Origin of the sequence: Nocardia salmonicida NBRC 13393, assembly GCF_001613085.1 — a bacterium.
Lineage (GTDB): Bacteria > Actinomycetota > Actinomycetes > Mycobacteriales > Mycobacteriaceae > Nocardia > Nocardia salmonicida.
The window spans coordinates 341079-361199 of record NZ_BDBR01000004.1 but is presented as its reverse complement, the minus strand read 5'-3'; the positions used below and the strand labels follow the sequence as shown (position 1 = coordinate 361199).

The 20121-nt window shown below is 64.8% G+C and carries 12 protein-coding genes and 4 pseudogenes; 5 read left to right on the top strand and 11 right to left on the bottom strand.

Annotated elements, in window-relative coordinates; genetic code table 11:
* Positions 1–222 precede the first annotated feature (222 nt).
* Positions 223–663, bottom strand: a pseudogene (locus NS1_RS05610) (ArsA-related P-loop ATPase); the annotation flags it as partial.
* A gap of 280 nt (positions 664–943) precedes the next feature.
* Here NS1_RS05610 and NS1_RS05605 point away from each other — a divergent pair.
* The 3 genes from NS1_RS05605 (at position 944) to NS1_RS05595 (ending at position 3545) form a co-directional block, all read left to right on the top strand.
* A complete protein-coding gene (locus tag NS1_RS05605) occupies positions 944–1750 on the top strand; it encodes a ribosome hibernation promotion factor (RefSeq protein ID WP_062982245.1) in 807 nt (268 codons plus the stop codon).
* 62 nt (positions 1751–1812) lie between these two features.
* On the top strand, positions 1813–2517 hold the full coding sequence (locus NS1_RS05600) for a dienelactone hydrolase family protein (RefSeq protein WP_062982243.1): 705 nt from the start codon (positions 1813–1815) through the stop codon (positions 2515–2517).
* 2 nt (positions 2518–2519) lie between these two features.
* A complete protein-coding gene (locus tag NS1_RS05595; RefSeq protein ID WP_157125105.1) occupies positions 2520–3545 on the top strand; it encodes a hypothetical protein in 1026 nt (341 codons plus the stop codon).
* Positions 3546–3667: 122 nt separating this feature from the next.
* Here the strand turns inward: NS1_RS05595 and NS1_RS05590 are convergent, their stop codons facing one another.
* The 10 genes and pseudogenes from NS1_RS05590 to NS1_RS05545 all read right to left on the bottom strand — a co-directional run bounded on the left by NS1_RS05590 (position 3668) and on the right by NS1_RS05545 (position 15116).
* Complete coding sequence (locus NS1_RS05590; RefSeq protein ID WP_063816076.1) at positions 3668–4285, bottom strand: hypothetical protein; 618 nt, start codon at positions 4283–4285, stop codon at positions 3668–3670.
* 39 nt (positions 4286–4324) lie between these two features.
* Entirely contained in the window at positions 4325–4579 is a 255-nt protein-coding gene (locus NS1_RS05585; RefSeq protein ID WP_062982236.1) for a hypothetical protein, read from the bottom strand.
* A 404-nt stretch (positions 4580–4983) separates the two neighbouring features.
* A pseudogene (locus NS1_RS41520) lies at positions 4984–5753 on the bottom strand (IS5 family transposase).
* Between the two features lie 668 nt (positions 5754–6421).
* The gene (locus tag NS1_RS05575; protein WP_062982232.1) at positions 6422–6973 is read right to left on the bottom strand and encodes a universal stress protein; all 552 of its coding nucleotides are present in this window, start codon (positions 6971–6973) and stop codon (positions 6422–6424) included.
* Between the two features lie 10 nt (positions 6974–6983).
* Positions 6984–7347, bottom strand: a pseudogene (gene crcB, locus NS1_RS05570) (fluoride efflux transporter CrcB).
* The gene (locus NS1_RS05565) at positions 7347–7961 is read right to left on the bottom strand and encodes a hypothetical protein (protein ID WP_062982229.1); all 615 of its coding nucleotides are present in this window, start codon (positions 7959–7961) and stop codon (positions 7347–7349) included. The pseudogene crcB and the gene NS1_RS05565 overlap by 1 nt, the downstream one beginning before the upstream one ends.
* A gap of 1275 nt (positions 7962–9236) precedes the next feature.
* The gene (locus NS1_RS42615) at positions 9237–9605 is read right to left on the bottom strand and encodes a poly(ethylene terephthalate) hydrolase family protein (RefSeq protein WP_444980717.1); all 369 of its coding nucleotides are present in this window, start codon (positions 9603–9605) and stop codon (positions 9237–9239) included.
* Positions 9606–9680: 75 nt separating this feature from the next.
* Positions 9681–12356 carry a cation-translocating P-type ATPase gene (locus NS1_RS05560; protein ID WP_255284433.1) on the bottom strand — a complete coding sequence of 892 codons (2676 nt, stop codon included), beginning with the start codon at positions 12354–12356 and terminating at the stop codon, positions 9681–9683.
* A 1241-nt stretch (positions 12357–13597) separates the two neighbouring features.
* A pseudogene (locus NS1_RS41515) lies at positions 13598–14285 on the bottom strand (transposase); the annotation flags it as partial.
* A 342-nt stretch (positions 14286–14627) separates the two neighbouring features.
* The gene (locus tag NS1_RS05545; protein WP_063816075.1) at positions 14628–15116 is read right to left on the bottom strand and encodes a DUF420 domain-containing protein; all 489 of its coding nucleotides are present in this window, start codon (positions 15114–15116) and stop codon (positions 14628–14630) included.
* Between the two features lie 158 nt (positions 15117–15274).
* Between NS1_RS05545 and NS1_RS05540 the strand changes: the two genes are divergently transcribed.
* Complete coding sequence (locus NS1_RS05540; RefSeq protein ID WP_062982220.1) at positions 15275–15865, top strand: TetR/AcrR family transcriptional regulator; 591 nt, start codon at positions 15275–15277, stop codon at positions 15863–15865.
* 1392 nt (positions 15866–17257) lie between these two features.
* A complete protein-coding gene (lanKC, locus tag NS1_RS05535) occupies positions 17258–19819 on the top strand; it encodes a class III lanthionine synthetase LanKC (RefSeq protein ID WP_062982218.1) in 2562 nt (853 codons plus the stop codon).
* The last annotated feature ends 302 nt before the right edge of the window (positions 19820–20121 follow it).

The window sequence follows — 20121 nt, the reverse complement described above, 5'->3', positions numbered from 1 at the left end:
TGTCAGAACGGAAATCGGCTCGAGGGGACGTTCGAAGGCGGACGAGTCGCGACTCGTCGAGACCTACTGTTCCGGGTGGTGCTGCCTCTCGCGCGGGACCGTCGAACTTGCAGCGTTGTAGTCATCTGGCGAGTCGTACGCACCTCGGCGTGCTCCGCGCGAACCACGGCGCGTGCTAGCGCGGGTGCCGTGACTGCGAAGCGCATCGCGGTAGTGCCGTTGCTGCTCGCGGCGGTAGATGGCGTCGTAGAGATCGTCGTCACCGGCGGGAGCAGGCAAGGCACCGTTGAGCACGACGAACTGATAGGTCAGGCCGATCGCGGCGAGCTCTCGGTGGGTACGCGCGATCTCCCGCAGTGTTGACGGCTGCGCGCGCGACGAGCACCAGACGGGTCCGGTCGGCGTCGGTCTACGCCGCAACCGCCGCGGCGTAGACGGTCCGCTGCTTCTCCAAGCCTGACAGGGGGCCGAGGCAGGACGCGTCGCCCGGCCGGTGTCCAGGAACTCTGTCCACGAACCGGGGAGTTGAAGGAGCCGGATGGTGTGGCCGGTAGGGGCGGTGTCGAACAGGACATGATCGAATTCGGTGCCCATGCCGTCGGTGCCGGCGAGCAGTCCGGTGAACTCGTTGAACGCGGCGATCTCGGTGGTGCACGAACCCGACGAAGCGCATCTCGGGCATGGCTTCCTTTCGTAGGTGGGATCTGCCCCTCCACTCTCCTGCTGGAGGAATGGTGTCACAGAGCCATTGGTCCCCTCGCGTACGAATTCGGACTCCCTCGCAGGGCGCTGGTGAAAGCTGCGCGCGAATCACGCGGCGGCGGTGCGAGTGACAAAAGTCCTCCGCATCTGTGCCGAATGTGCCGCGTGAGCCGGTATTGGGGCCCTGCCCGCCCGTGCTCGGCTCGGCGAGTCTGATCAGGTGAGACAGAAGGAGAATACGATGCTGGAGAGCATAGAATCGTTGGACGCGGTTGTGCGGATCTCGGTGGGGCGACACGTTTCCGCCGCGGCGACCGAGTATGCCCGCGACAAGATCGCGTGGGCGTTGCGGTACGCCTCGGAACCGGTGCTGGCGGTGCGGGTTCGGATCGTTGGTCACGCAGACCCGGCGATCATCGATCCGATCGTGGCGCAAGCGAATGTGAACATGGCCGGTGTATCGGTCCGGGTACAGGTTACGGCCGCGACTACCCGCGAAGCTATCGATGCGCTCGCGGAGCGGTTGCGTGTTCGGCTCGAGCGCTTGTCGCGGCGCTGGGAAGCACAGCGCGGAGGCGACCACCTGCCCACCGACCCGGCGAGCTGGCACCATGGCGCCACGCCCCGACCGCGACTACCGTATTTCCCCCGCCCCATCGAGGAGCGTGAGGTACTGCGTCGCAAGTCGTTCGCTTTGTCGCGGGAGACCTGTGACGAGGCGGCATTCGATATGTCGTTGCTGGACTACGACTTCCACTTGTTCACCGAATCCGGAAGCGACGTCGACAGCGTGCTGTACCGGTCGGGCCCGACGGGCCTTCGGCTGGCCCAGCTGGACCCACGACCTGATCAGGTGAGCCCGGGCGCGGTACCTGTCTCGATCAGTTCCGCGCGACCACCGGTGCTCGGTATCGAAGCCGCTGTCGATCGGCTGGAGGTGACGGGGTGGCCGTTCGTGTTCTTCGGTGACATGGAGCGGGGCCGTGGACGGGTGCTGTACCACCGCTACGACGGCCACTACGGCCTCCTCACACCGGCGGCTTTGTAGATGCGGCTCATCGAGGCGGCGGGTTGTTCGGGGCGCGCCGCCGATCGTCGAGGAGGTGTGTCGTGAATGTTCTCGCGACGAGAACGGCACCGGTGGTGGGGGAGCGCGAAATCGCGATGACGTGTGACGGCGCGGTGCTCGAAGGGTGCCTTCGAACACCGGTGCGTCCGCTCGGCCTCGTGGTTCTCGCCCACGGTGGCAGCGGCGACCGGCACAGCCCACGGCACCGGTTCATCGCCGATCTGCTGGGCGGGCATCGGCTCGCGACACTGACCGTCGATGTGTTGACAGCTGCCGAGTCGGCGGACAAGGCCAAGGTGCTCGATGCCGAACTACTCGGTGGCCGTCTCGCGGGCGTCCTGCGACGGCTGCCGATGATCCCGGAGGCACGGCGTCTTCCGGTCGGTCTGTTCGGCACCGGTTCGGCAGCACCTGCCGTTTTGTGGGCGGCGGCTGAACCCGATGCGCGGGTCGAGGCGGTGGCGGTACGCGGCGGTCGGCCCGACCTGGCAGGCGAGCGGTTGACCCGGATCACCGCGCCGACGTTACTGATGGTCGGCGGCGTGGATCCGCGGGTGTTGCAGCATAATCGACACGCCGCGGAGTTGCTGGCCGACGAGTGCCGGGTGACGGAATTGAGCTCGCCGGGGCGGTCGTCGCGGCCCGGGCATCTGTCCTGGCGGGCCGCGTATTCGGCGGCGGTGTGGTTCACCGAGCATCTCGGCGCCGCAGAGCCGTCCGGGTGCGCGGCCACCAGAAGGCGCTGAGGATGCCGGTCGAACCGGACCCGATCGTGGCACGGCTACTCCGTTCCGGGGAGCCGTCCATCCGATGGCGGACGCTCGTCGGTGTATTCGGTCTGACGCCTCGCGACGCTGTGGTTGCCGCGGCGACCGCGGCGGTACCGGGGAGCGAACGCGTTCGGCGGCTGCTCTCCGAACGGGTCGCCGACGGCACGCTGCCCTTCCATCCCTACAACGCGAAATGGCGCGGCGCGCATTGGGTGCTTGTCGCTTTGGCCGAGCTCGGGTATCCGGCGGGTGACGAGTCGTTGGCGCCGTTGCGTGAGCAAGCACTGGATTGGGTGCTGTCGCAGGAGTACGAGCGGCGGCATATCGGCCGGGTCCGGGGAAAGGAGCTGCCGACGTTGCACGCGTCGATCGAGGGAAACCTGGTCTGGGCGCTGCTGCGGTTGGGGCTGGCCGACGAGCGGGTCGATCGCCTTGTCGATCGTCTGCTCCGTGCGCAATGGCCCGACGGCGGCTGGAACTGTGATCGCCGAGCGACCGGCCGCGTGTCGTCGTTCGGTGAGAGTCTTGTCCCGCTGCGTTCCTTGAACGCGTATGCCCGCATCACCGGACGTACCGGTGCTCGCGAGGCGGTCCTCCGTGCCTCCGAGCTGTTCCTCGAACGTCGACTCTTTCGCCGCCGCACCGACGGCTCCGTCATCGATCCGGCCTTTCTGCAGCTGCACTTTCCGTGCTACTGGCACTACGACGTCCTGTTCGCGCTGACGGTTCTGGCCGAGTCGGAGCTGATCAGCGATCCACGCTGTACCGAGGCGCTGGACGTGCTCGAGGCGAAACGGTTGAGCGACGGAGGATTTCCCGCGCAGGCCAAGTTCTATCGTGTCAGCTCCGCGCACCCCGGCGGGGGGTCGTCGTCGGTCAGCTGGGGACCGACCAGTCGCCGGTTGTCGAACGAATGGGTGAGTTGCGCGGCACTCATCGCACTGACGGCAGCCGGGCGACGCCACGACGGATACCCAGGCGGACCAGCACGGGCTCTTGGCTGAGCACTGTCGTCGACGTCGACGACTCGGCGCGCCTCGACGGTGGGGGACCAGGGCGCGGAAGTGCTCGATCTGTTCTGCGCCAACGGAATTGCCGCCGCCGCACGCAAGTTTCTCGGTCACCGTCAGGACCGCCCGGACGGTGACTGCTGATCGGTGCTGGATGCTGGTTTCGCGACCGGAAGGTACTTGGTCCAGTCGATCCGGGCGAGCATGACGACACCGACGAGGAGCCCGATTTGAACGGCGATGCCGTAGGGCGTGGTGAACGATGAGGTCAGGGTTTCGCCGAGACTACGCTCGGCGACCCCGGCTACACCGATGTACAGCGAAAAACTGACCAGTCTGCCCACAACGTGCGCGGTGGTGATCGGAACAAGACGCAGACCCATGAGTCCGGCCGCCTCGAACATCTGCGCTGACGGTAGCGGAGAGAGAAGAAAGACTCCGATCGTGGCGAACCTGCGGCCACGACGACCGGTGAGATAGTCGCTGGCGGCCCGCAGGTTGGCTGTGCGTCGCGGGCTGAGGTGGCTACGGGCGCGACGGGTGGCGGTGGCGAGGACATAACGCCCCGCACCCGAGGCGACGGCGGCACCGATGACAAGCGGGACCGGATGAAGGTTCCAGTTCAGCCCGAAGAACACCACGAGCAGCGCGTTGGGCGGCCCGAAGGCGGGCAGCAAGTTCACCGCGAACACGACAGCGATAACAAGGAGCAGTTGCGGGACTGTCGGGCTCATGACGGCTCTTTCGTCAGGATTCTCCAGAACAGAGCCGCCTCAGCGACGGGTGGCGAGTCTACGCAGCCGTTCGTGTTCGAGGACGAACACGGCGATGCTCGCGGTGAAGCTCAACGCGGTGGCGATCGCCCCGAGCGTGGTCCAGCCGCCGAACCCGTACCCGGCTGCCGTCAGTGTCGACGCGAGTCCGACTATTCCGATGAAGAAGAGCAGAATTCCGGGAATGTTGTAAGGATCGGCGAGGCTCTCGCCCGGCTTGCTGTGGTAAGCCGAGCTGGAAGTGATATCGCTCACTATGCTTCCTCCGATGTTGTTGCGTCGGAACGGGATATTTTCCGCGGCCCGTCGACAACTGTCTCTCCGCCCCCTGCTCGGTGGTGAGAGGCGTTGGTCCCTGACGGCTTCGACCAAAGTCATTTGGGAGAAATTGGTACTCCCCGATGGTGCCTGTCGGCCCTTACCTCACCGTGGCAGGAAGGGCGAGGGTTGCACTACCGGCAGATCGCCGTGTTACGCGGTTCGGATCGCGGAAGGAGATCGAAAATGTACTGGTACGACCACGATGTCAGTGGCTGGGGATACGCCTGGATGGGCTTTGGAGTGATCGCTCCCGCCGCCACATCGGGCAGCCCGTCCCTGGCAGCCGCAGTTTCCAGGTGTGGATCGAGACTCTGAGTCAACATGAGATGTCGGCGGCGTCAACGGTGTAGGTAACCGTTCTCACTGCACCGGCCAGCCCCTCTGGCGGGGAATCCGGTAGCGCACTTGGCCCCCAGCCCGTGACGGCTCAGGTACCCGCCTAGCCAGGCGAAGGTGCGTTCGACACCCATCGGTGACGACCGAAGTGCTGGCTGGACTCGATTCCATTGCGGGCGAGCCGCACACCGATTCCTCGATCACGCACCCGATCCCGCAGCTGCCGGTCGTCATAGGCCTTGTCCGCGTGTAACTTTCCCGGCTTTCGACACCTCGGGACCACACCGGGATCAGAGCTTCGGCGTCGGGAGTGGTCGCCGCCGGGGCCGCCACCGCGATGGGTATGTCCGAACGGTCGGACAGCTTGTGCAGTTTCGAGCCCGACTCGCCCCTATCGGCCGGATTCGGCCCGGTCATCGGTCCCCTTCTTTGCCCGAACCGACGCACCGTCGACCACGACGCGCGACCAGTCGAGCAATCCCTGACTACCGAGTTCGTCGAGCACGGCGCACTGTAGTCGCCGCGATAAACCCGCCTCGGTCCGCTTCGTGAACCTGCGATGGGCGGTCGGGACTGTGACCCCGAACGAGGGTGGCAGCATCCGCCACGCGCATCCGCTGGTCAACACGTAGACCACCGCGGTGAACACGGCCCGTTCATCGGTCGGTGCGGTCCCGCCGCCTTGGCGGCGGGGCGAGCACGCCGGCAACAGCGGCTCGGCCAGCTCCCACAGCTCATCGGGTACCAGACGCAACGACAATTTGTCGGTCACTACCGAACATCATGCACCACAAGAGATTCCGGTTAGATCACGACTACCCGACTACGACGTGAGACATCCTCTAAGGCATTGTCGGTCATGAAAGTCGGCACAGCGTTTCCACAGGTTCCCGAGGATGCCGACAAAACCCATTATTTCCCTGTTTCCTCAGGTAGATGACTATTTGGTAGCCCTGAAGGTACCCAGCGTTTCCCGGAAGCTCCTGTGCAAACCCGTCTGAAAATCGTAGAAACACCGGCGATTGAACCCGGTAGCCCGTGACCAGATGAGGGATTGCAGTACATCAGCGTCCAATCTGAGGCATGGGTGAGCGCTAGAAATCCGAATCCATCAACTGTTGCGAGGGGCGGTCGCAGGTTCGCGCCCACGGCCGGGCACATCGAAGAAGGGAACGCGAGTGACCTGGGAATTCTCTTGGGTCAGCTGGTTGCCGAAGCTGATTTTGCGTTCACTTGACGGACGACGCGCGTGTCTGGTCGGGTGTGTGAATCAGTCGATCGAGGTGTTTTGCTGGTCTCACCACGGGCGGCGGAGGCCGTCACAGCCCGGAGCCGCGTGCGGGCACACCCCACCTGCCGCTTCCGCTGGCATGGGGGGACCCATCCGCTACGCGCTCATCGGCGGGCGGATTCTCGGTGGTTCGAGACGCTTGGGCGGGTTCACCGTGCTGGCCGAGACAGCCAGGCCGAGGCGGGGCTGTGTTCGGGAACCAACACCACGGGCCGTTGGCCGTGATGGATCAACTGGGCCGACACCGACTCCCCGAGTAAACGCTCGAACAGCGATGCTAAGCCGTGGCGTGGGGCGCCGATCACGATCATCGCCGCGTCGTTGGCGTCGGCTATCGAGCCCAGCAGATGCGCGGGGTTGCCTCGATGTGCGTGGTAGGACCAGTTGCCGGGCAGTGCGGCCAGCATCGAGCACGCGTACGCGCGTTCGCGCTCGACGACCTCGGCGATCGCGCGGTCCCAATCGGCGGCATCGGGGTCGATGGGCAGGTCGTCGGTATCGATGACGTGGGCGACATGCAGGTACGCATTGAGCGCGGCAGCCAACCCGATCGCGTAGTCGAGCGCGATATGGCTGGCGTTGTGCCGGTCGAACCCGACCACGACATGGGTCGCCGGGACTGCCGGTCCTGAGGGGCCGTCCACGCGCAATGGCTCTCGCCAGTCTCGGTCACCGGGTTGCCGATGCTGGGATTCGCTCATTGTCTTCTCCTCACCATCCGGCCGATGCCAGTCCGTCTGCGCCCGCTAGGACGGTCAGCGCCAACGTTCCGAACGCGTTTGCCGCGGCCGGCTCGATAGCGTTGGCGTTGGATCAATCGCACTGTTTCGAAACTGGCGGTACTGAAGGTGGTGTACCCACCACAGAACCCCACGCCCACGATTGTTTGAACCGAACCCGGCGCACCGTGGAACAGGACCAGCCCGGCGATGAACTCCAGGAGCAGGGACCCGGTCACGTTGACGATGATCGTCGCCCACGGGAACTCCGATGTCCGTCTCGACCGGATCATCCCATCGAGAACGAACCGCGCCACCGCACCGGCACTCCCAGCCAACCCAACCCATAGCACCATCAATTCTGCTCCTCACCGCGCCACGATGTCATCCACGTACCCAGGGCGATCCCGACCGCCGTCGCCACCATGCCCGCGATTACCGTGCCGAGGGTGTAGGTGATCGCGGACCATGGGTGATGGCCACGCAGCAGAAGGTGGGACACGATCTCGAAACCGGATGGCCGGATCGAGGAATCGCGCTTCAAATACCCGAGTGAACCGAGCGCGTCGGTCGCGGTAGTGATCGCGTCGTCGAAGCGATCGTCGGGGACGATGACTTCCAGTTCCAGCCCGAGGAACAGCGGCCCGGTGCCATGGAAGATCGGATCGGGCCGGTAGGTGTAGTTCCACAACGCGTGCGGATCAGCGCAACGGTCGCAGCCGCGGCGCGCGGAAATCAGCGTGCCGCAGTCCTGGCATGCGCGCTGTAACTGTGCGCATGCGGGGCAGGCGCGTTGGTTGCCGACGACGTAGCGGCTGTGCAGGGTGTAGCGCTCGCATTGGGAGCACTGGTCGTAGAGCTGGTGTGCGCAGATCCCGCACACGAACCCACCGGTATCGACCGGTAGCCGGGTGAAGGTGACGTCGGAGCAGGACCCGCACGGTGCAACCTGCTCACGCAGGTCGAACACAGTTGCCTGCTTCGGCGGTGTCGGTGAGGGTGAGCGAGCGGGCACCGCAGCGGTAGCACTGTGCGCAGGTCAGCACGCAGCGTGGGCAGACGCGTCCGCCGTCGATGTCGACGTGGATGTCGGGCTCACGGGATTGACAGATCCCACAGGGTCGTGCAGATCGATCTCGGGCACGGCAAAATGCGGGCGGCATGCGGGTACGTCGAATTATTGGCTGGCTCAACCGGCTGCCTACGTTTCTGCGTGCGCACGACCGATCTCTGCGTGCGCACGCGCTGTGGGCGGCTCGGCCTCGGCGTGCGCGCCGTCGGTAGGCGACTGGGCCTGTGTGTGCGTACCGTCGGCGCCGGAGTGCGCACGGAGTCGCTCGGCGTCGCACAGGATCGGGCTGACCGCCGAGCGGCTACGCCCGAGATCACCGGAGATAGGACTGGCGCTCCACCCATCGACATAGTGGCGCGCGAGAACCTCACCCGCAAGGATGGTTGGTTCTTCAGGAGGAGGCATGCGCGAGAGTAGTTGGACCCGTTGGTGTTTGGTCGTGGAGGTTGATCGAAAGCGAATGTGAATCGGGTGATTGGCGTGCAAACGTGCAGGTGAATTAGTGTGCTGCCCGCGCGAGCGGGGGTGAGCCTTCCGGCCAGCACCACGGGCGACAGCCATTGCGCGGCGAATATTTCCGACCAAGCGATCTATCGGGCAAGGCCCGCAAAAGTCTGAATTAGGCGAACGCGCCTGATCGATCTGGGCGCCTGGACAGACGGATCCCTTGGAGGGAGTTCACGGTCGACAACTGGATCGCGCTGGGCCGACAGTCACGGTCGGCACTATCACCGAACTCCGCGCTGGCATCCAAACGTGGATCAGCTCGTGGGGCGATGGCCCGAACCGACTCGCTAACCAACACTTACCAGATACCGGAAACCCCTGTGGGGTACAGCCAACGAATCAACTGACGATCGCGCGCCGGCCGGTCGCCGGGAAAGAGCCCAACGTCACCGGGCCCCGGGACCGGTGACCTCCATCCAGACCTGTCAGCCGATCGGCGATACGCCTGGTGACCTGTGGCGATCAGGGAGGGCATTCCGGCCCTACTCACCCGATCACGGCCCCGCGCACAGTCGGATGGTGAGCCGTGCATTCCGCACGGCCCGAGGAGGAATCAGGCAATGCTGGGAAATCAGATCCATCAGATCTTCCATACCATCATGATGCTCATGCACGAATGGGGCGTCTTCCCACCGATGGGACCAATGGGGCCGATGTAGTCGCGGCTCATGCTGAGGACAAATGAGACCGAAGGGCCGCTGGCGAACAGATCGTCGCCGCGGCCCTGAAGGTGATTGAGCACCTGTGGTCTCGCTGGGCGCGACAGGTGTGGAGTGACTCCCGCCTCGGGATTCCAGATACGCCTTGTCCGGGACCACAGACGTTGTTGTAGAACGGTTTTGCCACGGTGGCCGGCGGGGCGATGGTGATGTTCCCGGCGCCGATGATCATGGTGGGCGATTTGATCCGCTGCCAGCTCGAGTAGACCTCCCAGGGGCGCGAGTGCGAGAGCGCCTCGCAGAGATGGTCGAGGACCCTACGGTGGGCCGGAGGTTGGCGGCGATCGTGGCCGCGACCGCAGGGCGGCTTCGACACCGGTGTCCAACGCCAGCGCGGCCGCGGCGGGGCGAAAGCCGTTGCACGGCCAGGAATATCGTCCCGAGGAGCAACCTATCCTCGGCCGCGCATCACGCGCGTGTTCGGACTCGCTTCGATAGGTGCAGAACCCGGGACCGTCGTGTGCGGCGCGGTCGCGCGTGCCGCTGCGCTGGGATGAATGACGCGATCCAGCCGCACCGCGACGTAACCGAGAATCGACACCGACCCGGCGATGAGCAATTCGAACCCGCTCAGCGGCTCGGTTCCGAGAACCTCGCGAAGTGCAGGCACATAGAGTCCTGCGAGTTGGAGAGCCACCGCCGTAGCGACCGCGACCAACAGCATCGGATTGGCCAACGAGCCGATCCGAGTGCGCGAGCCGAGCGCGACACCCAATTGAATGGCGCCCAGGGTGAAGAAGACCATGCTCTGCCATGGCCGGTCGGTGTGATAAGCCCATAACCCGACTCCCAAGGTGACCGCTGTCAGCACCACGGCGATACGCAAGACCCGTTGCCAGAGTCCGGCACCGAGAATGCTCTCGGACGGAGGGCGCGGTCGCAGAGACATCGCCGCCGGATCGGCGGGCTCTCCTCCCATGGCGACACCGGGAAGTCCGTGGGTGAGCAGATTGATCCACAGAATCTGGGCCGGTAGCAGCGGCAGAGCCAGACCGAAGAACGGACCGACGAGCATGACAGCGATCTCCGTGGCACCGCCGGAGAGCCCATAGACCAGGAACCGCCGGATATTCGAGTAGACCCTCCGCCCCTCCTCCACCGCGACGACGACGGTTTCCAGGTCGTCGTCGGCGAGCACGAGATCGGCGGCCTGACGGGCCACCTCGGTCCCCCTCCCGCCCATCGCGACACCGATGTCGGCACGGCGCAGGGCCGGCCCGTCGTTGACGCCATCACCGTTCATCGCCACGATCTGGCCGTCCGCCCGGAGCGCGTCGATGATGTCGAGCTTCTGACCGGGCGTGGCACGAGCGAACACGGTGCCGCCCGCCAGTTGCCGCTCGGACAGGTGTCGGCAGTCGACCACGCTGTCGGAGCCACCGATGATCCCGAGGTCGACGGCGATCGAGTGCGCGGTACCCGGGTGATCGCCGGTGATGACCACGGGCCGGATACCGGCTCGCCTACACGCGGCGATAGTGCCGACGGCAGCCTTCCTCGGGGGGTCGACGATAGCGACGAGACCGAGCAGGTGCAGCTGGTGCTCGAGGCCGTGGTCGACTCGAGGCCCGGCGGCGTGGTCGGCTGCGGCCACAGCCAGAACCCGGTACCCCTCTGCGGCCAGATCGGTGGCCCACCGCGAGGCCCTCTGGATCACATCGTCCGCGTCGAGCAGTACGTTCGTATTCAATATCGCCTCAGGGGCACCCTTGCAGATCACCCGATGTCCACCGTTGGGTTGCTCATGCACGGTTGTCATCCGCTTGCGATCACTGTCGAAAGGAAGCTCGGCCTGGCGCGGGAACCTGGCGTTCAAGGCATCGTGGTCGAGCCCAAGGCGCGCCGCAGCAGCCAACAGCGCAGCTTCGGTCGGATCACCTAGCGCGCGCCAACCATCGGGTTCGGACTTCACCAGGCGTGCGTCATTGCACAGTGCCGCTGCGGTCAGAAGTTCTGTCATATCGCCGGGGTGGACCGGCTGCAGGCGGTCCTGGGCCGAGTAGACGGCGCCGTCGGGAGAATAGCCGGTGCCGACAACCTCCGCTTCCCGTTCTGGTGTCCACAGCTTCCGCGCGACCATCCGCCCTTCGGTCAAAGTGCCGGTCTTGTCGGTCGCGAGCACCGTGACCGAACCCAGGGTTTCTACGGCGGGCAACCTGCGGATCAACGCATGCCGGTTTGCCATATGCCGAGCACCCAAGGCCAAGCCGAGCGTGACCACGGCGGGCAGCGACTCCGGAACCGCAGCCACGGCGAGGCTGATCGCGGTAATCAGCATCAACTCCACCGACACACCACGGATGAGCCCTAGCACGAGCACGACTGCACACAGCGCCACCACAACGCCGGCCAGCAACCGCCCGATATCTTTCAGACGCTGCTGCAGCGGCGTAGATTCGGCGCCTCGGTCCATCAGATGCGCGATCCTCCCCGTCGCGCTGTGCACTCCTACGGCGATGATCTCGCCCCGCCCTCGGCCGCGGACGACGACGGTTCCCGCCGAAAGGTCATCACCGGCAGCTTTGTCTACTGACACCGATTCCCCGGTCAGTGCCGACTCGTCGACCATCATCGCCACGGTCTCGATGGCTCTGATATCTGCGGGGATGATGTCGCCTTCGGCTAGCACCACAATGTCACCGACAACGACCCCGGTAGCCGGGATCTCGAATTGGCTTCCATCTCTGACCACCCGCGCAACCGGAGCTGTGAGCGCGGACAACGCAGCTATCGCGCGGTCTGCCCGCACTTCCTGGCTCACACCGACAACGCTGTTGACGACGATCACCAGCAGGATCACCGCCATGTCGGTCCAGTCCTGTGTCAGAGCAGTCAGTACCACCGCGACCAACAGCACCACAACAAGCGGATCACGTAGCTGTCGCCCCACGCGTTGCCGAAGGCGGACAGGAGGAGGCTTCGGCAACGCATTCGGGCCGTCTTCGGCCAATCGCTGCGCCGCCTGCGCCGACGACAAGCCGAGATCGGCCACGCGAACATCTCCAGCGAGGGTGCTCGCACAGGACGCGACCGCCGAATCCGCGCCCGCCTTCTTCGCCGACGTCACAGTCCTCGACCGATGTTCACCATGTACCGAGCGGACTTGCGGAGTCGACGACGCCGGTGGCGAGTTCGGACCTCGACCAACGCCTGTTCGCCCAGAGCACGCCGATGGCGAGTGCTACAACCCCTATAACGACGGTCAGCCGATTCGCGTCGACCGCTGGCTGCCACCACACCCAGCCACCTCGAACGACGAATGCACCGACCAGCTTTGTTCCGAGCCGGAGCCATCCGGGCCCTGCCCACCGCCTCGCCTCCGGCACCGCCGCAGATCGTGGCGACGCCGATTACCGTCGTTTTGTCACATTCTCTCGGCGGGGCATACACATTTTCGACCGACTTCGCATCTCCTACAGTGTCGAGGACTCCATCGATTCTCATATGGTCTCCCTGGCGTCCAGAATCTGCATGTCCGAGTTCGGAGTCGCCATCTGCCGCGCAAGAAGCTCGAAACGACGTCCGCATCTCGCTGTCGAACGAGACCTTTCGATTCGACCACCCGCCAGCGATCGTCGCCAGGGACCGCAGACCTCCGCCACCGGGCCATTGGTCGTCAGGTGGGTGCAATCATCGACGCGGCGCACGTGTAAGACCCCACCAATCGCTACAGGGTCTCCAAGCAGGCCGACGTTCTCATGCTGTTCTACCTGTTCTCCGCCGAGGAACTCCGCGAAGTGTTCGAACACCTCGGCCACGCGCTACCGACCGAGCTCGTCCCCCCTCCCGGTCGACTACTACATCGCCCGCACCAGCCACGGCTCCGCCTCGCGCACGCCGGGCGGGCACCGCCGACATGGTGCTGCGTTGCTACAGCGGCATCGAGACCCGGCACGACACACTACGGCTGCACCCGGGCTGCCCGCCGAACTCGACAGCACCGAGTTGACGGCCTCGTACCGCCCGGATCAATATTGTCTTCCTCCGCACCACAAACAGGGACACAGGCGAAAATCCCAAGCTGCATTTCCGCCCCGCGGGTTCCGGTTGTCCAGACCCTACCCATCAGAGCCAATAGTGCCCAATACCCGGATCTTTCGCGAAACAATTCTCCTCAACGATCCGCATGAATTCCCATTGCTTCCGGCCAAAAGTGTGGGATTCTGTGGGGCCGCTTCCGCCACCGTCGCTGCACACCTCGATCTTTCGTCGGGCTGACGTGTCGGTCTGACGGGTTTCGGATTGCCGATTCGATCGTAGGATTCCGGGTCGAGGCAGGGCAGACGGCCCGCGCAGCGGGCTCGCTGCTGGGTTCCACGAGCGACGAGCCCGATGATCGTGCAGGGCCAAAGTTCGGCAACACGCGGTCAGATCCATCGCGAGCGCGACCAACCCGAGCCAGATCCGGTTGGCGTCGAATCCGTGGAACGGAAGATTGCGCAGGCCGGTGTCTTTCGCGTTGCGGATCCGGTCTTCGCAGCGGGCCCGTTGGCGGTGTCGTAATTCCAGGTCGGGGAGCTGACCGCGGGTGGAGTTGGTGTCTTTCCTGACTATCAACCGCATACCCGCAGGCCAACCCGGCAGCGAGGTGATGCCGGTGACCTCCACGACCCATGCCCCGTCACGAACTTGGCTGTCGGCGTCGTAGGCCGGGGTCCAATCGGAGACTTTCAGGTGGGTGTCCATGGCGGTGACGATGTCGTCGGTGAGGGTGAATCCGATCGAGTACTGCAGCCGGCGGCGGTGGCAGTAGTCGAGGAACTCGTGGGTGCCGCCACCGGAATCGGTGCGCACCAACACATTGCGCCCGACTCGCCAGGATAGTGGCTTGGCAGCCGTGCGAGGGCCTCATGCAGGACCTGCTTATGATCGGCCGGGTATTGGAGCCGGCGTTTCCCGGGCGCAGCATCGGCGCTGCCGGTTCACCGGTGCCGGCGGGTCCGTGATCGATGAACGACCACAACGAGTGAAATCCGAAGCCACGCTTGAATGTTGGTGGCTCGGGCAGAAGCGATGGCGGCCAACGCTTTCGGTGCATCAGCGGCCATGGCCGCTTGTGCTTGGAGGCGATTGCTGTCGGTCAGTGACAGCTGGTAGGAGCCTCCACTGGGGTCGGTGCCGCGTGCGTGTAACAGGCACCGGGAGTCGCCGGTATCGATCCGATGTCATCAATGCAGGTCAGGGCATTGGCGAACAAGTCGTTGCGCGACAATATATTCGACATCGGGTCGATGTATGCGGCCAGGCTGCCTCGGGCCTGGAGACGCGCGAGGTTGACCGCCAATGAGGGATCGGCTCGCACGTAGGTCCGCAGGTAAGTACGAACTTCCGCTGCCGGTCAGGCGACGAACGCGAGCCAGTAGAAGACCCAGCAGGACACCGCGGTCGAGGTCATGTCGATCGCCGCGACCTCGGCCCACCGCCGGTGCCACACGGCGTGCGCGCCCGGGTGCGGCGGATTGCCGAAATTGCGCACCGCCCGCACGATCACCACCGGCCACAACAGCACCGAGGTGACCGCGAACACCAGGTGGATCACCAGCGATATCCACACCGCGGTGGATGCCGTGCCGCCCACGACTCCCGCGGAGCGCTCCTGCCAGCCATTGAAGCGCACATCCAGCTCGAACAGCACGACGGCAACCAGCAGCGCGACACCCAGCCCGAGCTGGACCCCGCGGTGCAGCCGGAACCGCCGGCCGACCTTGACCTGGTACACACTCCATCCGAGGGCGAGCACCACCAGCACCATCAACGTCACCATCATGTCCATCGAGAACGATGCCCTCGTGCCGAGGAAGCCGTCGATCCCACTAAAGTCGTTCATCGAAGTAACTCCGTGTCGTCGGGTGCGCGACGCAGATCTGACCAGGTTCGGGCCGCACACGAACCCATCTTGGAGACATGGTGTCTCTAAGAGCTCGACGGCACGTTAGCACGCACCCGAACTGGAACAGACACGGGGAAAGGAAGCAGCCGAAGTCCATGCCCAAGATCAATGCGGACAGCGTCCGCGCGCATCGCGCCCAAGTACTCGCGGCGCTGATCGACAGCGCCGAATTCCTCCTGACCCAGGACGGCGGCACCACCCTGACCGCCGGGGCGGTGGCGGCCCGCGCGGGAATCGCCCGCAACAGCATCTACCGCTACGTCGACTCGATCGACGATCTGATCGAGATGGTGGCCACTCGCGGCTTTCCGCGTTGGACGGGCGCGGTCCGCGACGCGGTCGAGGCCGCGCCGACACCGGCCGCAGGTGTGGTGGCGTATGTGCGCGCCAACGTCGAGCAGGCCGTCGACGGGGATCATGCCTGGCGCACCGCGCTCTCGCGGATGAATCTCTCGGCGACCGCGCGGGCGAGGGTGATCGCACTGCACACCGAACTGGCCGACCTCCTGCGCGTGGAGCTGTCCGCAGCGGCGGTGACGAATCCCGCCTTGGTGACGGCGTCGCTACAGGCGCTGGTCGACGCGTGCGTGCGCCGGGTCGACGCGGGAGACGACCCGGCCGCAGTCATCGACTACGCGGGCCGCGTCGCCACGATCCTCGTCAGCGAGGCAACGGCCGCACCGTAGCCGACTGCGCATGCAGCCGGTTGAAGGTCGACGCGGGTCGGGCTCAGGGCTCCTAACAGGTTCTGGTAGGTAACGACGAGTTCTGTCTGGAACTTCCACAAAACGAACTCGGCTTCAACAAGTTTGCGAATCAATGCAAGTGCGGGACAGCGGTTGTCGACTCCTGTCAACTGGATTGCACTGCAGTGTCTATCCGACTCTGCCGCATCGAGGGATCGCTCGCATGCTGAGCAATTTTGGCCTCTACGCTCTCCTTGTTCGACAGTTGAACCTCTTCGCCCTGTTTCATGTAGTTGCTTGCGTAATCGCGCGACGACGGCGTGAGGATGCTCTCCCGATAGTTCTGCAATCGCCGTCGCGGCCCCGTGTGCAATTTCTTGCGCCCCAACGCATATCGCACCTGGCCCCTTGGTCAGAGGTTGAGTATGATCTGGTTTACAAACCTCTGGATGGCGATTTTTCGGGCGAAGAGTACGCTCTGTTGGATCAACTAAATGGATTGGCGATCTCTGCGGAGATCGCGCTTGAAAATCTTCAGAAGGCGTAAACCTTTACGAGCTGACGACATATCTGCTCGGTAAGCTGGGAATTCTGGAAAGAGAGCTGAATCCAGATAGCGCCGCTATTCGCAGTTTCGGGAGACGTTGGAGTGTTCCGGGATTCTCGATATTGAAACGATGAGTGAATTGCGGACAATTCCTGCGATGTGGAATCGTATTGTGCACGGCCAAGAAAATTCTTACTCGCTCGCCGATGTCGAGAATGCGACAGATCGGCTGGCTGACCTTACAACACACCTCGTTCAACAAGTTGATGGGCGAAGGCCGCCGGAAGACACAGGAGAGCCCGAAGCTGATTCAGATGCGGAGCTCTAACTGAGGAAGGAGCAGTTGAATGTCTCCTTTTTGGTTATCGGCTGGTACCGCATCTCTACACCATGTTCAGCCCGGATCTCCGGACAACTGGAACCCGCGACAGGTGGTGGCCTGTCAAAATCCCGTCAACCCGACAGAAAACCACTCTGACCTCGGGTGGAGGGCCTTCTGTGCCCGGAAACTTGGCGTGTTCTGCCCGATATGGTCGTGAGCAGTTCGCGGCACTCGTCGAAGTTCGGCAGCGCGGATGCGCACGGCCAGCGTCTCCGTGCCACTCCCTGCAGTGCGGCCACCACAGCCACGGTCGGGTCGAGCTGTCCCTGACCGTGAAGTAGCCACCGCGCTTCGATCCGCGCGAGGGCGCCGTCTACCGCAGGGCGATGAGGGTGGTCATCGTGGGGCGGTAGGGGAAATCCGCGACTGAGCACTGATTCGGCGAGAGGTGTGCGGCGGTCATTCTGGAGTTCGTTCGATCGACCGACGAACGGCTTCACTACCTGAGAAGGGTTGGACCGCAATGCTTCACGACGCCGCGTTCTTGCTCGCCGACCCCGACTACTTCCAGCCCGTCGAGCGCACCGATCCTGGTCGGCGATATGCCCCCACAGTGCCACCGGCTGGGTGGGCGCGGGGGGAATCGGGGGTGTGGACCTATTGGATGCCGCCCGAGGTTGTACTGCCTGATCAGGGCTGGAAGGTTCATGTCTCCAGTTCGCTGGACAACACCCATCTGGTGTTGGACGTCGTCGCGGGTGTGTGTGGCGAGCTCGGGGTGCCGTTCAAGCATCTGACCGGGCGGACCTTCTTCGGGTGGTTGCACAGCAAGCACGGCAGTCGGGTGCAGAGCGGGAAATTCTGTGCGCTCTATCCGCCGACACCGCAGTGTGCGCACGAGGTGCTGGTGCGGCTGGAGCGGGAACTCGCCGGCATCGCCGGACCGTATGTGCTGACCGACCGCCGGTTCGGGAGCTCACAGTGTGTGTCCTATCGGTTCGGTGCGTTCCGCCCGAGCTATCGACTGCAGGCCGACGGTTCCAAGTTGCCCACGTTGCGGGGTGTCGACGGTACGGAGGTCCCCGACGAGCGACGTCCCGAATTCTTTTTGCCTGCCGGGGTGGTGGATCCGTTCGCGTCGTCGCCGGAGCCGCTCGACGAGGAGTCCGAGGTCAGCTTTCACGGTTACACCTTCGAGGCGGTGCTGCGCCACAGCAATGCGGGCGGCGCCTATCGGGCCCGTGATCTGGAGGGGGCAGCCTGTTTCGTCAAGGAGGCCCGCGGCCACAACGGCTACGTCGGCGTGCAGGATGCGCGGCGACGTCTCGAGCAGGAGTACCTGACGTTGCGCGCGCTGCACGCGGCGGCGCCCGGACTGGCGCCGCGACCTGTCGAGTTGTTCACCGAGTGGGAGCACACCTACCTCGTCACCGAGTTCGTGCCGGGCCGCACGCTCACCAGCTGGATGGTCGCCACGACACCGCTGATCCACGCGGGCGCGAACGCGACGACGATCGCCGACTACTACCAGCGGTGCCGCCATATCCTCGACCAGGTCACCGCGCAGATCGCCACCTTGCACCGGCTCGGCTACGCCTTCGTCGACATCAGCCCGGGCAACGTGCTCGTCGCCGACGACGACACCGTGCGGCTGATCGACGTGGAAGCTGTTCAGCGACTGGACCATCCACTCGGACTCCTGTCCACCCCGGGCTTCATCCCGCCGGAGTTGCGAACGACCGCGGGGCGCTCGAAGGCCGACCCACGCTATGTCGATTCCTACGGGCTGGCCGCGCTCGCGCAGATGCTCATCTTCCCGATGCACGAAGTGGCCGAGCGGTCACCGCAGTGCTTGGACCATCTCCTCGCCGATCTCACTGAACTGGCGGCACCACCGCGGCAGCTGTGGGACGCGGTAGTGCGCTATCGGGGCAGCGAACACGGGCCGAGTCTGCCGGATCCGGGTGCTGTACGGGCCGACCCCGTTGCCGCGCTGCACTGGCTGCGCGACCGCACCGCTGATGCGCTGGTTCAGACGTCCGATCCGTATCCCTTCGGGCCGGAGGGACACAGGACCAATACGCGCGGTATCGCCCACGGTACGGCAGGCGTGCTGCACGCATTGCGACTGGCGGGATGCGCCATCGACCCGGCGGTGGTCACGCGATTACGCGATGAATCCCTGGCCGCCCGCGGCGACACCTGCCCCGGCCTGCTGTTCGGCAATGCCGGAATCGCCTGGGTCCTCGACGATCTCGGTGAACGCGAGGCAGGCTTGACCTTGCTCGCTGCCGCGAGCGAGCATCGATTGAGTACCGAATCTGCCACCTGGGGCGGAGGTGCGGCCGGTGTTGCCATGGCGCACTTGGCATTTCACCATCGGACCGGCGACTTCGCCCACCTCGAACACGCCCACCGACTGCTCAGCGGGTTGCCCGAGGATCTGGTTCCCCTGCTGGGCGCCGACAATGCTTCCGGGCTGGTGCACGGCCGCCCCGGTGTCGCGTTGGCGCTGTACTATCTGGCCGCGTTCACCGGCGAGCAGCACCACTTCGAGCGCGGCCTGCGGCTGCTGCGCGAGGAACTCGTCCATGCTGAGCCGATCCCGGTGGACGCCCTGGGTTTTCGCGCCTCGCAGCGCGACCTCCGCGTGATGCCCTACCTCGCATCCGGGAGCGCAGGCTATGCGCAGGTGCTCGCTCGGTATCTGAACAACTACGACGAGCCGGAGCTGGCGGACAGCTTTCGCGGTTGCCTGCGAGCGCTGAGTATCCGATTCACGGCTGCTCCTGGACTCTTCCATGGGCAAGCGGGAATGGCTCTGGTACAAGCGGATTCCGCAATTCGAGCCGACCTCCCGGCCGGTGCGGGGTCGCGATTGACCGCACTGTTCAAATACGCGATTCCCGGTGAGACCGGCGTGCGCTGGCTCGGCGGACACGGTCAACGACTCAGTGCCGACCTGGCGACCGGATCGGCGGGTGTCCTACTGGCCCTGCACCACGCCCTGACCGGCTTCCCTGATCCGTTGTTCACCCTCGACGCGGCCGTGCCTGCACCAGTAGCCCAGCCCGTCGAGCGGTAGACGACCACCGGACCACACACCCCACCACATCCCAGAGGAGGTGAAACATCATGATCCAGATCCTGAAGCTGCAGGCCGAGACCGCCAAGAACGACGGCGAAGACGCCGGCTGGAGCACCCTCAGCATGGCCAACTGCACCAACGGCCACGAAATGCAGTGAGCCCCGGACGATCCGAATACACCTGAAGGGAGGTGATCACCATGGTCGAGATCTTGAAGCTGCAAGCCGCGACCGCCAAGAACGAGGGCGAGGACGGCGGCTGGAGCACCTGGAGTGTCCAGAACTGCACCAATGTTCACG